Here is a 13,945-nt window from a genome sequence, read left to right on the forward strand (position 1 = left end):
CTCAGGACAGTTGCGCGAGTGCGTGGCGGAAGGCGCCGGGCAGTTGGCCGGCCATCTGTACGCGGCCATCCTGCTGGCGGAGGATTTCCATGCGCGCAAGCCACGCCTCGAATTCCGGCGCCGGCCTCAGGCCCAGCGTCTGGCGCGCGTAGAGCGCGTCGTGGAAGGAGGTGGTCTGGTAGTTGAGCATTACGTCGTCGGAGCCGGGGATGCCCATGATGAAGTTGATGCCGGCCACGCCCAGCAGGGTCAGGAGCATGTCCATGTCGTCCTGGTCGGCCTCGGCGTGGTTGGTGTAGCAGATGTCGCAACCCATGGGCACGCCGAGCAGCTTGGCGCAGAAGTGGTCTTCGAGCCCTGCGCGGATGATCTGCTTGCCGTTGTACAGGTATTCCGGGCCTATGAAGCCGACCACGGTGTTCACCAGGAACGGCTTGAAGTGCCGCGCCACCGCGTAGGCGCGGGTCTCGCAGGTCTGCTGGTCGACGCCGTGGTGGGCGTTGGCCGATAGCGCGCTGCCCTGGCCGGTCTCGAAGTACATGAGGTTGTCGCCGAGCGTGCCGCGCTTCTGCGACAGCCCGGCCTCGTAGCCTTCCTGGAGGATCGACAGGCTCACGCCGAAGCTGGCGTTGGCCGCTTCGGTGCCGGCGATGGACTGGAACACCAGGTCCAGCGGCGCGCCGCGGTTGATCGCCTCGATGGAGCTGGTGACGTGGGTGAGCACGCAGGACTGGGTGGGGATTTCGTAGCGCTGGATGATCGCGTCGAGCATCTCCAGCAGGGTGCAGATCGACTGCAGGCTGTCGGTGGCCGGGTTGATGCCGAGCATGGCGTCGCCGTTGCCGTAGAGCAGCCCGTCGAGCACGCTGGCGGCGATGCCGGCCGGGTCGTCCGTCGGGTGGTTGGGTTGCAGGCGCGTGGACATGCGCCCGCGCAGCCCCATAGTGTTGCGAAAGCGGGTCACCACGCGGATTTTCTGCGCGACCAGCACCAGGTCCTGTACGCGCATGATCTTCGACACCGCTGCCGCCATCTCCGGCGTCAGCCCTGGCGCCAGGGCGCGCAGGCTGGTTTCGTCGGCCGCATCGCCGAGCAGCCAGTCGCGCAGGCCACCCACGGTGAGGTGGCTGACCGGGGCGAAGGCCTGGCGGTCGTGGCTGTCGATGATCAGCCGGGTGACTTCATCGCTTTCGTAGGGGATCAGCGCTTCGTCGAGGAAGCGCTTGAGCGGGATGTCGGCCAGCGCCATCTGCGCGGCGACGCGCTCGGCGTCGCTGCCGGCGGCGACCCCGGCGAGGCGGTCGCCGGAGCGCGCCGGGCTGGCCTTGGCCATCACCTCGCGCAGGCTGTCGAAGCGCCAGGTCTGGCCACCGACGCTGTGGACGAATCCGGACATGGCGCTTCTCCTCAACCCTGGCTGGCGAACGAGGCGTCGGTGCCGCGATTGAGGCTGATGACGATGCTGCAGCAGGAGCAGCCGCCGATCATCAGCACCAGGAACACCGAGGCGATCACGCTATTGAACCATAGCATCGCGGCCAGGCAGACCAGCGCCAGGACCAGCGCGATGGCCGGCACCACCGGGTAGCCCGGCGCACGGAAGCTGCGCTCCAGGTCCGGCTCGCTGCGGCGCAGCTTGAACAGGCTGAACATGCTCATGATGTACATGACGATGGCGCCGAACACGCTCATGGTGATCATCGCCGCCGTCAGGGGCATGCCCTGCAGGCTGATCAGGCTGTCGCTGAAGATCGCCGCGATGCCCACGGCGCCGCCGGCGAGGATGGCGCGGTGCGGGGTCTGGAAGCGCGACAGCTTGGCCAGGCCGCGCGGCAGGAAGCCCGCGCGAGCCAGGGCGAAGAACTGCCGCGAGTAGCCCAGGATGATGCCGTGGAAGCTCGCCACCAGACCGAACAGGCCGATCCACACCAGCATGTGCATCCAGGTGGAGTCGTTGCCCACCACGGCTTTCATCGCCTGCGGCAGCGGGTCGTTGATGTTCGACAGGGCGCGCCAGTCGCCGACGCCGCCGGCGAAGATCATCACGCCGATGGCCAGCGACACCAGGGTCAGGATGCCGGCGATGTAGGCGCGCGGGATGGTGCGTTTCGGATCCTTGGCCTCCTCGGCGGCCATCGCCGCACCCTCGATGGCGAGGAAGAACCAGATGGCGAAGGGGATCGCCGCGAAGATACCGGCCATCGCCGGGGCGCCGAAGACGTCCGAGCCGGCCCAGCCGTTGAGCACGAAGTTGCTGAAGCTGAAGCCCGGCGCCACCACGCCCATGAAGACCAGCAGCTCGGCTACCGCCAGCACGGTCACCACCAGCTCGAAGGTGGCGGCGATGCTCACGCCGAGGATGTTCAGGGTCATGAAGATCACGTAGGCGCCGGTGGCCGCCCACTTCGGATCGAGACCGGGGAACTGCACGTTGAGGTAGGCGCCGATGGCCATGGCGATGGCCGGCGGGGCGAAGACGAACTCGATCAGGGTGGCGACGCCGGCGATCATCCCGCCGGTCTTGCCGAAGGCCCGCAGGCTGTAGGCGAAGGGGCCGCCGGCGTGGGGGATGGCGGTGGTCAGCTCGGTGTAGCTGAAGATGAAGCAGGTGTACATCACCGCCACGATCAGCGTGGTGACGAGAAAACCCAGGGTGCCGGCGGCGGCCCAGCCGTAGCTCCAGCCGAAGTACTCGCCGGAGATCACCAGGCCCACGGCGAGCCCCCATAGGTGCAGGGTGCCAAGCGTTGGTTTGAGTTGTGATGCGCTCATTGTTGTTATTCCTCTCTCCGCAAGGGATAGGCCGCAAGGGGGCGGGCCGCAAGGGCGTGGACGGATACCCGAGCTTCGATGGTAGTGGCGCAAGGCCCCGCGAGACTTGACTGCTGGAACCGGCTTTCGCCGCGCAAGGTCAACTGGCTGTTACCCATCGCCCCACCCAGGGCGCCGCGCCCGATTACGGTGCCGAAATCGGGCCGGATGCCCCATGCGGTGGCAACTGCCGGCCAGGCAGGGCGCGGTGTGTGACTGCCGGGACGATGAGGGGCGAGGCACGGGATTTGCTTCGTGGATGAGTCCGACGTGCCCTGCGTGTTTCATAACAAGATCGGTAACCGACATGAGCCAGCCTCTGTTTTCCCCGTCCGGCCTGAGCCTGCCCCTGGCCAGCAACATCGGCGTGTTGTCCGCCGCCGCCAGCGGCCTGGGACGCTTCATCGGCGACCAGGGCGGTGACATCGATCGCGTCTTCGGCCGCGCCGGCATCGACCCGGAGCGTCTGCTGCATCCGACCCTGAGCCTGGCGCTGACCAACTACTGCCAGGTGCTCGAGGAGGCCGCGCGACAGTCGGGTTGCGACAACTTCGGTCTGCGCTACGGCGAGCAGTTCCGCCCGCGCGAGCTGGGCCTGCTGGGCTATGTGGGCCTCTGTTCGGAAACCCTGGAAGACGCGTTGAGGAATTTCGCCGCGGCCTTCCCCTATCACCAGCACGACACCCTGATCCGCCTGGTGGATTGCGGCGAGTGCTATCGCTTCGATTACCAGGTGCGCCACGGCGCCATCCTCGAGCGCCGCCAGGACGCCGAGCTGACCCTGGGCATGGCGCTGAACCTGATGCGCCATGCGCTTGGCCAGGACTGGGCGCCGCGTGCGGTGAGCTTCGAGCACGCCCGCCCGGAAAGCTGGCAGGAACACTCGCGGGTGTTCGATGCGCCGGTGCTGTTCCAGCGTGGCTGCAACTCGATGTTGATCCCCAAGCGCGATCTTTACGACCGGCGGATGCCCGAGCGTGACGCCAACCTGCTGTTCCTGGTGCAGGACGTGATCCGTCGCCTGGGCGAGCAGGGCGGCGCGCCGAACCTGGTGGAGGATGCCGGTACGCAGATTCGCCTGGCGCTGGCGGATGGCGAGCCGTCCCTGGAGGCCGTCGCCGAGCAGTTGGAGCTCACCACCGCCGGCCTGCAGCGGCGCCTGCGCGAGGCTGGCCTGAGCTTCAGCCAACTGGTGGAAAACACCCGTCGCGAGCTGGCGCTGCACTACCTGCGCCAGCGCCAGCGACCCATCTCCGAGCTGGCGCCGCTGCTCGGTTACTCCGAGACCAGCGCATTTTCCCGCGCCTTCCGCCGCTGGTTCGGGGTCAGTCCGCGGCAGTGGCGTAGCGACGCCAGCTGAGGCTCATCTGTAGGAGCGAGCTTGCTCGCGAACGGATTCCCCGGCAGCTCTGCAGCCTGGCAGGTTCGCGAGCAAGCTCGCTCCTACGAAAAGCCGCTTTTCCCCAGGCAAAAAAAAGCGCGGCCCGTGGGCCGCGCAAGGATCGATGTGAGGACGCGCCCGGCGCGAACCGGGCGGATGGATCAGGAGAGACTCAGAAGAAGCCCAGCGGGTTGATGTCGTAGCTCACCAGCAGGTTCTTGGTCTGCTGGTAGTGGTCGAGCATCATCTTGTGGGTCTCGCGACCCACGCCGGACTTCTTGTAGCCACCAAACGCGGCGTGCGCCGGGTACAGGTGGTAGCAGTTGGTCCACACACGGCCGGCCTTGATGCCACGGCCCATGCGGTACGCGCGGTTGATGTCGCGGGTCCACAGGCCGGCGCCCAGGCCGTACTCGGTGTCGTTGGCGATCGCCAGCGCTTCGGCTTCGTCCTTGAAGGTGGTGACGCCCACCACCGGACCGAAGATTTCCTCCTGGAACACGCGCATCTTGTTGTTGCCCTTGAGCAGGGTCGGCTGGATGTAATAGCCGCTGGCGAGGTCGCCGCTCAGGCGCTCGACCTGGCCGCCGGTGAGAATCTGCGCGCCTTCCTGCTGGGCGATGTCGAGGTAGGAGAGAATCTTCTCGTATTGCTGCTGCGAGGCCTGGGCGCCGACCATGGTGTCGGTGTCCAGCGGGTCGCCGCGCTTGATCGCCTTGACCTTCTTCATCACCACTTCCATGAACTGCGGGTAGATGGACTCCTGCACCAGGGCGCGGGACGGGCAGGTGCACACCTCGCCCTGGTTGAAGAAGGCCAGCACCAGGCCTTCGGCGGCTTTCTCGATGAACGAGGGTTCGGCCTGCATGATGTCTTCGAAGTAGATGTTCGGGCTCTTGCCGCCCAGTTCCACGGTAGACGGAATGATGTTCTCGGCGGCGCACTTGAGGATGTGCGAGCCCACCGGGGTCGAGCCGGTGAAGGCGATCTTGGCGATGCGCTTGCTGGTGGCCAGCGCCTCGCCGGCCTCGCGGCCGAAGCCCTGGACGACGTTGAGCACGCCCGGCGGCAGCAGGTCGCCGATCACTTCCATCAGCACGCAGATGCCCAGCGGGGTCTGCTCGGCCGGCTTGAGCACCACGCAGTTGCCGGCGGCCAGGGCCGGGGCGAGTTTCCACGCGGCCATCAGCAGCGGGAAGTTCCACGGGATGATCTGTCCGACCACGCCCAGCGGCTCGTGGATGTGATAGGCCACGGTGCTGTCGTTGATCTCGGCGGCGGAGCCTTCCTGGGCGCGGATGCAGCCGGCGAAGTAGCGGAAGTGGTCGGCGGCCAGCGGGATGTCGGCGTTGAGGGTTTCGCGGATCGGCTTGCCGTTGTCCCAGGTTTCGGTGATGGCCAGCAGTTCCAGGTTCTGTTCGATGCGGTCGGCGATCTTCAGCAGCACCAGCGAGCGGTCCTGCACTGAAGTGCGGCCCCAGGCATCGGCGGCGGCGTGGGCGGCGTCCAGCGCCTTGTCGATATCCTCGGCGGTGGAACGGGGGAACTCGGCGATGGGTTGGCCATTCACCGGCGAGGTGTTGGTGAAGTACTGACCCTTCACCGGCGGGACGAACTCGCCGCCGATGTAGTTGCCGTAGCGCGCCTTGAAGGAAACGATGGCGCCTTCGCTACCGGGATGGGCATAACGCATGGTCGGATCTCCTGGGTCTTGTGCTTGTTGGGGAGGACGTTGAACAAGCGTAGAGCAAGGGCCGGGCCATGCCAGCGCACGCCGCGCCGCACAAGGCCTCGGGGATTCCGTCGGGGGTGCTGAAACGCCCGCTGTGGCAGGCCTGGGACAGTGCGTGGTGACACTTTGTCCCGTATGCGTGACAGTCGTGACCTGACGGTCGGACAGGCGTTGCATTGCCCGGACACGTGGAGGATGCTGTCCGAGGTTCGTGGCCGATTCATGACGGCGACGGACCTTCGGGGCTGCCTCCCCGTCCCCTTTGCGGAGAACAACAAGAATGCGTGCCAACGATATGAGCCGCCACGCCCGCCAGGTCATGACCGTCGCCGAGGGCCGTGTCCGTGCCGGCGCTCCCGGCGCCGATCCGTCGATTGCCCGTTCCTGGTTGCGCTGCCTGGAGCAGCACCACCTGGATCCGGCCCAGACCCAGGCGCCCACCGTACTGGAACACGCCCGCATGCTGGAGCGCCGCGAGCGTTTGCAGCAGGTGCTGGAAATCGCCAGCGGCGAGATGAGCAGCCTGCACCAGCAGCTTTCCGGTGCCGGCCACGCAGTGCTGCTCACCGACTCGCGCGGCATCATCCTCAACTGCGTCAGCGAGGACGTCGACCGCCGCACCTTCGAACAGGCCGGGCTGTGGCTCGGCGCCGACTGGAGCGAGGCACGCGAAGGCACCAATGGCATCGGCACCTGCCTGGTCGAGCGCCAGGCGCTGACCATCCACCAGGACGAACACTTCCGCAGCCGCCACACCGGACTGACCTGCTCGGCCAGCCCGGTGTTCGACCCGCAGGGCGAACTGCTCGCGGTGCTCGACGTTTCCTCAGCGCGCCGCGAGGTGTCGCGGCAGAGCCAGTTCCACACGATGGCGCTGGTCAATCTGTCGGCCAAGGCCATCGAGGGTTGCTACTTCCTGCGCCATTTCGAGGACCAGTGGCTGCTGCGCTTCCACCTGCAGCCGGACGGCCTTGGCCTGTTCAGCGAGGGTATGCTGGCCTTCGACGGCGACGGGCGCATCCAGGCGGCGAACCAGAGCGCCATCAACCTGCTCGGCAGCCATCGCGAGAGCCTGCTGGGACGTGCGCTGGAGCAATTCTTCGACTGCCGGCTGGATGACCTGCTCAGGCGCGCCGATCCGCAGCCCACGGCCAGTTGGCCGTTGCGCACGCATTCCGGCCGCACGCTGTTTGCCCTGCTGCGCGGACAGCGCGCCGTGCCGGCTGCTCCGGTGCTGCCGCGGGTGCCCCTGGCCAAGGGGCTGTGCATCGACGACCCGCACCTGGCCCATGACTTCCGCCGTGCGCTGAAGGTCTACGCCCATGACGTGCCGCTGCTGCTGCAGGGCGAGACCGGCACCGGCAAGGAGGCCTTCGCCCGCGCCGTGCACCTGGGCGGTGAGCGTGCCGGCAAAGCCTTCGTCGCGCTGAACTGCGCGGCGATTCCCGAAACCCTGATCGAGAGCGAACTGTTCGGCTATCGCGGCGGCAGCTTCACCGGTGCGCGCAAGGAAGGCATGCGCGGCAAGCTGCAGCAGGCCGATGGCGGCACGCTGTTCCTCGACGAGATCGGCGACATGCCGCTGGCCCTGCAGACGCGCCTGCTGCGCGTGCTGGAAGAGCGCCAGGTGGTGCCCATCGGCGGTGAGCCGCAGGATGTGGACATCCGCCTGATCAGCGCCAGCCACCGCGATCTCGAAGCGCTGGTGGCCGCCGGGCAGTTCCGCGAAGACCTCTACTACCGTCTCAACGGCCTGGTGGTCGCGCTGCCGCCGCTGCGCGAGCGCGAGGACCGCGAAGCGCTGCTCGACCATCTGCTCGCCGAGGAGAGCAAGGGCCGCGCCGTGCGCCTGGACGACGACGTGCGCCGCCACCTGCTCGACTACCCCTGGCCGGGCAACGTGCGCCAGTTGCGCAATGTGCTGCGCACACTGTGCGCGCTGTGCGACGGCGGGCGCATCCAGATGGCCGACCTGCCGCCGGATTTGCGTCGTGCGCCGTCTCCCGCTGTTGTCGCGACGATCGTTGCGAGCGAGGCGAGCGGCGATGCGCTGGGCAACGCCGAACGCGTGGCGCTGCTGGAAGTGCTGGAGGCGCATCACTGGCATGTCAGCCGGGTGGCGCAGCACTTGGGCATCAGCCGCAATACGCTCTACCGCAAGCTCAATCGCCACGGCCTGAGCCGCCGGAGCTGAGAGGGGCAATCTCGTAGGGACAACTGTCTTTCACTCGGCTGCGGTTCGCGAGCAAGCTCGCTCCTACGAAGAGCCCGCGTGCCAGACCTGTAGGAGCGAGCTTGCTCGCGAACCGAGGCAGGCACGGATATCAGGACTGATTGCAGGCGCTCCGTAATCGCCAGCCGACGATGGAAAAGCGATCCCCCTCACTCCCTGCCGGGAACTGCCTCCCCTCCTCGTCGTCCGATGCCCCGGCGGCGGGCCGCGCGGGGGTGCGCTGTGCTACTCTGCCGCCCATTCGAAGTGCCTTCAAAGGCTTGATTGCAGGAGTCTGCATGCATATCCACATCCTCGGCATCTGCGGCACCTTCATGGGGTCGCTGGCCGTCCTGGCCAAGGAGCTGGGCCACCGTGTGACCGGTTCCGACGCCAACGTCTACCCGCCCATGAGCACCCAGCTGCAAGCCCAGGGCATCGAGCTGATGCAGGGCTACGATCCTGCGCACCTGGAGCCGGCCCCGGACCTGGTGGTGGTCGGCAACGCCCTGTCGCGCGGCAACCCGGCGGTGGAATACGTGCTGAACAAGGGCCTGCCCTACGTCTCCGGCCCGCAGTGGCTGGCCGACCACGTGCTGCAGGGCCGCTGGGTCCTGGCGGCTGCCGGCACCCACGGCAAGACCACCACCAGCAGCATGCTGGCCTGGGTACTGGAACATGCCGGCATGAGCCCGGGCTTCCTGATCGGCGGCGTGCCGCAGAACTTTGGCGTCTCTGCGCGCCTGGGCGGCACTCCGTTCTTCGTGGTCGAGGCCGATGAGTACGACAGCGCCTTCTTCGACAAGCGCTCCAAGTTCGTCCACTACCACCCGCGCACGGCGATCCTGAACAACCTGGAATTCGACCACGCCGACATCTTCCCCGACCTCGCGGCCATCGAGCGGCAGTTCCACCACCTGGTGCGCACCATCCCCGGCGAAGGCCTGGTCATCCATCCGACCTCCGAAACCGCGCTCAAGCGCGTGATCGACATGGGCTGCTGGACCCCGGTGCAGACCACCGGCGAAGGCGGCCAGTGGCAGGCGCGTTTGCTCAGCGAAGACGGCTCGCACTTCGAGGTGCTGTTCGACGGCAAGGCCCAGGGCACCGTGGACTGGGAACTGACCGGCCAGCACAACGTCGCCAACGCCCTGGCCTGCCTCGCGGCGGCCCGCCATGTCGGCGTGGTGCCGGAGTTGGGCTGCGCCGCGTTGTCGGCCTTCAAGAGTGTCAAGCGGCGCATGGAGAAGGTTGCCGAGGTCAACGGCGTGACCATCTATGACGACTTCGCCCACCACCCGACCGCCATCGCCACCACCCTCGACGGCCTGCGCAAGCGCGTCGGCGATGCGAAGGTGATCGCCGTGGTCGAACCGCGCTCCAACTCCATGAAGCTCGGCGCCCACCGCGACGGCCTGCCGGAGTCCGTGGTGCAGGCCGACACGGTGTTCTGGTACGCGCCGCCGAACCTCGGCTGGGACCTGGCCGCCACCGTCGCCAGCTCCACCGTGCCGACCCAGGTGTGCGACTCGCTGGACGCCATCATCGCGGGCGTGAAAGCCATCGCCACGCCAGGCACCCAGGTGGTGATCATGAGCAACGGCGGTTTCGGCGGCCTGCACGGCAAGCTGGCCCAGGCGCTGGAGGGCTGAACATGGCCGGAGCCGAACGCGTCACCCTCGCCATGACCGGTGCCTCGGGCGCCCAGTACGGCCTGCGCCTGCTCGACTGCCTGGTGCAGGAGGACCGCGAGGTGCACTTCCTGATCTCCAAGGCCGCGCAACTGGTGGTGGCCACCGAGACCGACGTGACCCTGCCGGGCAAGCCGCAGGCGATGCAGGCTTTCCTCAGCGAATACACCGGCGCCGCGCCGGGGCAGATCCGCGTGTACGGCAAGGAAGACTGGATGGCCCCGGTGGCTTCCGGCTCCGGTGCGCCCAGCGCGATGGTGGTGGTGCCCTGTTCGACCGGGACGCTCTCGGCCATCGCCACCGGCGCCTGCAACAATCTGATCGAGCGCGCCGCCGACGTGGCGCTGAAGGAGCGCCGCCAGTTGATCCTGGTGCCGCGCGAAGCGCCGTTCTCCAGCATCCACCTGGAGAACATGCTCAAGCTGTCCAACCTGGGCGCGGTGATCCTGCCGGCCGCTCCAGGCTTCTATCACCAGCCGCAGACGGTCGACGATCTGATCGACTTCGTCGTCGCGCGCATCCTCAATCAACTGGGCATTCCCCAGGACATGCTGCCGCGCTGGGGCGAACACCATCTTGTCAGTGACGAATAAGCTTCTCGCCGCCTTGCTGCTGTTGCAACTGGGCGGCTGCGCCACCGTGAAGACCCTCAATGCCGGCAAGCCCGACGCGCCGCTGATCTATGCCGGCACTCGACTGGACTGGTATTCGCTCCAGGGTGGCTGTTGCCCGATGGACCGCTTCGGCGTCGAGGCGCCGGCGTATCCGGGGCTGGACCTGCCGGGCAGCGCGCTGCTGGATACGCTGTTGCTGCCGTTTTCCATCGCGGCGGAGCTGGGCGTCGGCCTGCAGGTGCGCGGCGGGAACTGACGGCGCGTATCCTGGGCGCCCACGCTGACCCTGTAGGAGCGAGCTTGCTCGCGAACAGCCCCGCAGCGGGTCCGGTTCGCGAGCAAGCTCGCTCCTACGGAAAGCGGTTGAGCATGGTCCGGGGCGTACGGCCGCGAACGGACGCATGTCCTGCACCTGCGAAAGATTACTTACCCAGCCGGCGCAACTCGTCCGATTCGACGACGCGGGTGCCCTTGCCGGTTTCCAGCGCCAGGCGCCAGAGCGCGCGGGCCAGGGCACAGGCTTCGATGCCGTGCAGCTTGCCCGGCAGGATGCGGGCGAAGGGGGCGGCGAGCAGTTCGGCCAGGCGTACCTCTTCGCGCTGGCCCAGCAGCAGCGAGGGGCGGGCGATGGTCAGTTGCGGCCAGCCTTGCTGGCGTAGGGCGTCTTCCAGTTCGCCCTTGACCCGGCTGTAGAAGATCGACGACTTGCTGTCGGCGCCCAGCGCACTGATCACCACGTAGTGCCGCGCGCCCAGCTCCAGGCCGCGTGCGCCCAGGGCCAATGGCAGGTCGAAGTCGATGCTGCGGAAGGCCTCTTCGGAGCCGGCCTCCTTGATGGTTGTGCCCAGGCAGCAGAACACGGTATCGACCGGTCGGGTCAGCGCCGGAATCAGTTCGGCCAGTGGGCCGATGGGGTTTTCCAGGCGTGGATGTTCGGCCAGCTTTCGCCGGGTCGGCGCGAGTACGCGCTTGACGGTGGGCTCGTTGAGCATGCGGTCGAGCAGGTGCTCACCGGTCAGACCGGTAGCGCCAGCAAGCAGGACATTCGTCGGTGTTGAGTACATCTGTGTTTCTCCCTGACACACTGACAAGCTTAGTTGCCGGCCTATTGTTTTGCTTGTGCGGCGGCATTCTTCGTATCGAACACCGCAGGGCGTTGCTGCGTACGCAGCGCCTTCCAGCGCGATAGGACCGCCGTCGGTGCCCAGAGTTGCGGTTCCGAGGGCTCGAACTGTTCCTCCTTCTCGCGCCGCGCGACCGTGTCGCTGGCCAGCGCGAAGGCTTTCTCGAGGTCGTCGGTCTGCTGGAGGGCCTTGGCGAACAGCGCGTCGCCGAAGTAGGTGAAATCGGCCTCCTCGGAGCAGCCGAAGGATACCCGGTCGCTGCGCGCGGCGGTCATGATCAGTGTCTTGTCGTCCTTGAGCGCGGGGATGAAGCCACCGCTGTAGCAGGCCGATATCACCAGAACCTTGTGACGATCCTTCAATGGCGCGAGCAGGGTGGCCAGTTCGCTGGCCGGCAGGTCGTTGAGCTTGAGCCCCGGCATGTCCAGCACCAACTGGTGGTCGTGGGAGCCGTGGCTGGTCAGGTAGATGAACACCAGGTCTTCCGGTCCGCTGCGCTCGGCCAGCGTGCGCAGGGTACGGGCGAGGCTTTCGCGGGTGGCCATCGGGCGGTCGGTGAGGTGGTCGCGGTGGTTCACCAGCGTCACCACGCCCTGGCCGCCGAAGCGTCTGCCCAGCAGCTTGGCGACGTAGTCGGCCTCGCGCAGGAAGACGCTCTGCTTGCCGTCGCCACCGACGCTCAGGCCGTAGAGTTCGATGGCCGGGGTGGAGCGCGGGATGGCGGCCAGCGCCTTGTCCAGCAACGTTCCCTGTTCCAGCAGGCCGACTTCCAGCGCATTGGGCAGCAGCGCGCCGTGCTCGTCGCGGATGCGTTGGCCGTTGCTCCAGCTGCCGCGCTGGATGCTGCCGTCGCTGCGGGTGAGGGTGCCTTCGCCGGCGTATTCGCCACGGGAGAACGCGCCGCTGTAGACCTGACCGTCGGCCTGGCTGAGGGTGCCCTTGCCATCGAAGCGCCACTGGCGGAACTCACCCAGGTATCGGCTGCCGTCGCTGCCGATGAACTCGCCCGGGCCGTCCAGCGAGCCTTCCCGGAAGCGGCCGAGCCAGACGTCGCCGGAGAGGTTCTGGAAGCGCCCCTTGCCGTCGAACTGGTCGTTGCGGAACTCGCCGCTGTAGTGGTCGCCGGCATCGTCGCGGAAGGTGCCCTTGCCGTTGAGCGTGCCGTTCTTGAAGTGGCCGGTGTACTGGTTGCCGAGGCTGTCCAGACGCGAACCCTCGCCACTGGCCTCGCCGCCCGCGAACCAGCCCTGGTGGCGGGTGCCATCGGGCAGTTCGAGGATGCCCGCGCCGTCGTAGCGACCCTTGCGGAAGCCGCCGCTGTACTGGGTCTGGCCTTGGCTCAGGCGTCCTTCGCCGTCGAACTCGCCTTGTTTGAACTGGCCGTCGTAGACGCTGCCGTCGGCGAACTGCAGATGCCCCCGCCCATCGAACAGGCCCTCGCGGAAGCTGCCGACATAGGTCGAGCCGTCACCGCCGTGCCACGTGGCCTGGCCGCTCTGCAGGCCCTTGTCGAACTCACCGTCGTACCAGGCGCCGTTGGGGTAGTCCAGGCGGCCCTTGCCCTGCAACTGACCATCCACCAGCTCGCCACGGTAGCGCGCGCCATCGGGCAGGCGGCCGTCGGGGGGAGTCAGAGGCTCGCCTTCGCCACAGGCTGCAAGGAGCAGGGCGAGGCCGAGGGGCAGGAGGTGGCGTGGCATGGACATCTCGAATCGGCGGAGGGACGCGATGCCAGTGTGACGCAAAAAAGCCCGCGGACGCGGGCTTTTTTCACAGCGATGCGGCAACGGCCGTCAGACGAAGCACAGGCTCAGGGATTCGGCGATGTAGGCGGGCTTGGCCTGTCCGTCGATCTCCAGGGTGCAGCGTGCCTTGATCAGCCATTGGCCGGGATTCTTTTCGGTGATGTCGCTGATGGTCACTTGCAGGCGCACGCGGGAATTGACCGGCACCGGCTGGATGAAGCGCACGCTGTCCAGGCCGTAGTTGACCACCATCTTGGGGTTTTCCGGCAGCACCAGCAGACCTTCGCAGAGTTTCGGGATCAGCGACAGGGAGAGGAAGCCGTGGGCGATGGTGCTCCCGAACGGGGTCTTCTTCGCCTTCTCCGGGTCGACGTGGATGAACTGGTGGTCCTCGGTGCACTCGGCGAACTGGTTGATGCGCTCCTGGTCGATGGTGAGCCACTGCGAATGGCCCAGGTCCTTGCCGATGTAGTCCTTCAGTGCGCTTACGGGTACGAATGCCATGTTTCCTCCGGGGAATGCGTTGTTCTTCTAAGGCGTCCAGCAGATCGTAAAGCAGCCGGTAGATCAGCATGGGCATCGGATGCGGTCAAGCCGGTCCGGCTTTCATGCTTTGGGCGAATGCCGTGCCATAG

At 67.1% G+C, this 13,945-nt stretch carries 11 protein-coding genes; 5 read left to right on the top strand and 6 right to left on the bottom strand.

The features are described from left to right. Position 1 precedes the first annotated feature (1 nt). Positions 2–1,396, bottom strand: coding sequence for an ethanolamine ammonia-lyase subunit EutB (locus ACYCAX_RS07780; RefSeq protein ID WP_294980092.1), 1,395 nt, complete (start codon positions 1,394–1,396; stop codon positions 2–4). An 11-nt stretch (positions 1,397–1,407) separates the two neighbouring features. Beyond that, positions 1,408–2,772 (bottom strand): ethanolamine permease, encoded by a 1,365-nt coding sequence (gene eat, locus ACYCAX_RS07785; RefSeq protein ID WP_460247742.1) that lies wholly within the window; start codon positions 2,770–2,772, stop codon positions 1,408–1,410. Between the two features lie 346 nt (positions 2,773–3,118). On the opposite strand from eat, the gene qhpR reads away from it, so the two are divergent. Next, complete coding sequence (gene qhpR / locus ACYCAX_RS07790; protein ID WP_294980089.1) at positions 3,119–4,171, top strand: AraC-like transcriptional regulator QhpR; 1,053 nt, start codon at positions 3,119–3,121, stop codon at positions 4,169–4,171. Between the two features lie 193 nt (positions 4,172–4,364). On the opposite strand, the gene exaC is transcribed toward qhpR, so the two are convergent. Then, a complete protein-coding gene (gene exaC / locus ACYCAX_RS07795; RefSeq protein ID WP_460247743.1) occupies positions 4,365–5,885 on the bottom strand; it encodes an acetaldehyde dehydrogenase ExaC in 1,521 nt (506 codons plus the stop codon). Positions 5,886–6,204: 319 nt separating this feature from the next. Between exaC and ACYCAX_RS07800 the strand changes: the two genes are divergently transcribed. From ACYCAX_RS07800 to ACYCAX_RS07815, 4 genes are all read left to right on the top strand, one after another. Next, entirely contained in the window at positions 6,205–8,118 is a 1,914-nt protein-coding gene (locus ACYCAX_RS07800) for a sigma-54-dependent Fis family transcriptional regulator (RefSeq protein ID WP_460247744.1), read from the top strand. Between the two features lie 317 nt (positions 8,119–8,435). Beyond that, positions 8,436–9,788 (top strand): UDP-N-acetylmuramate:L-alanyl-gamma-D-glutamyl-meso-diaminopimelate ligase, encoded by a 1,353-nt coding sequence (mpl, locus tag ACYCAX_RS07805; protein ID WP_460247745.1) that lies wholly within the window; start codon positions 8,436–8,438, stop codon positions 9,786–9,788. Positions 9,789–9,790: 2 nt separating this feature from the next. Continuing rightward, the gene (gene ubiX, locus ACYCAX_RS07810; RefSeq protein WP_015475570.1) at positions 9,791–10,420 is read left to right on the top strand and encodes a flavin prenyltransferase UbiX; all 630 of its coding nucleotides are present in this window, start codon (positions 9,791–9,793) and stop codon (positions 10,418–10,420) included. Then, positions 10,410–10,697, top strand: coding sequence for a YceK/YidQ family lipoprotein (locus ACYCAX_RS07815; RefSeq protein ID WP_015475571.1), 288 nt, complete (start codon positions 10,410–10,412; stop codon positions 10,695–10,697). The genes ubiX and ACYCAX_RS07815 overlap by 11 nt, the downstream gene beginning before the upstream one ends. A gap of 166 nt (positions 10,698–10,863) precedes the next feature. Here the strand turns inward: ACYCAX_RS07815 and ACYCAX_RS07820 are convergent, their stop codons facing one another. From ACYCAX_RS07820 to ACYCAX_RS07830, 3 genes are all read right to left on the bottom strand, one after another. Next, entirely contained in the window at positions 10,864–11,505 is a 642-nt protein-coding gene (locus tag ACYCAX_RS07820) for an oxidoreductase (RefSeq protein WP_015475572.1), read from the bottom strand. A 41-nt stretch (positions 11,506–11,546) separates the two neighbouring features. Continuing rightward, complete coding sequence (locus ACYCAX_RS07825) at positions 11,547–13,265, bottom strand: C13 family peptidase (protein WP_460247746.1); 1,719 nt, start codon at positions 13,263–13,265, stop codon at positions 11,547–11,549. A 93-nt stretch (positions 13,266–13,358) separates the two neighbouring features. Further along, complete coding sequence (locus ACYCAX_RS07830; RefSeq protein ID WP_015475574.1) at positions 13,359–13,814, bottom strand: MaoC family dehydratase; 456 nt, start codon at positions 13,812–13,814, stop codon at positions 13,359–13,361. Between the last annotated feature and the right edge of the window lie 131 nt (positions 13,815–13,945).

The sequence above is a fragment of the Pseudomonas sp. MT3 genome (genome assembly GCF_054720805.1).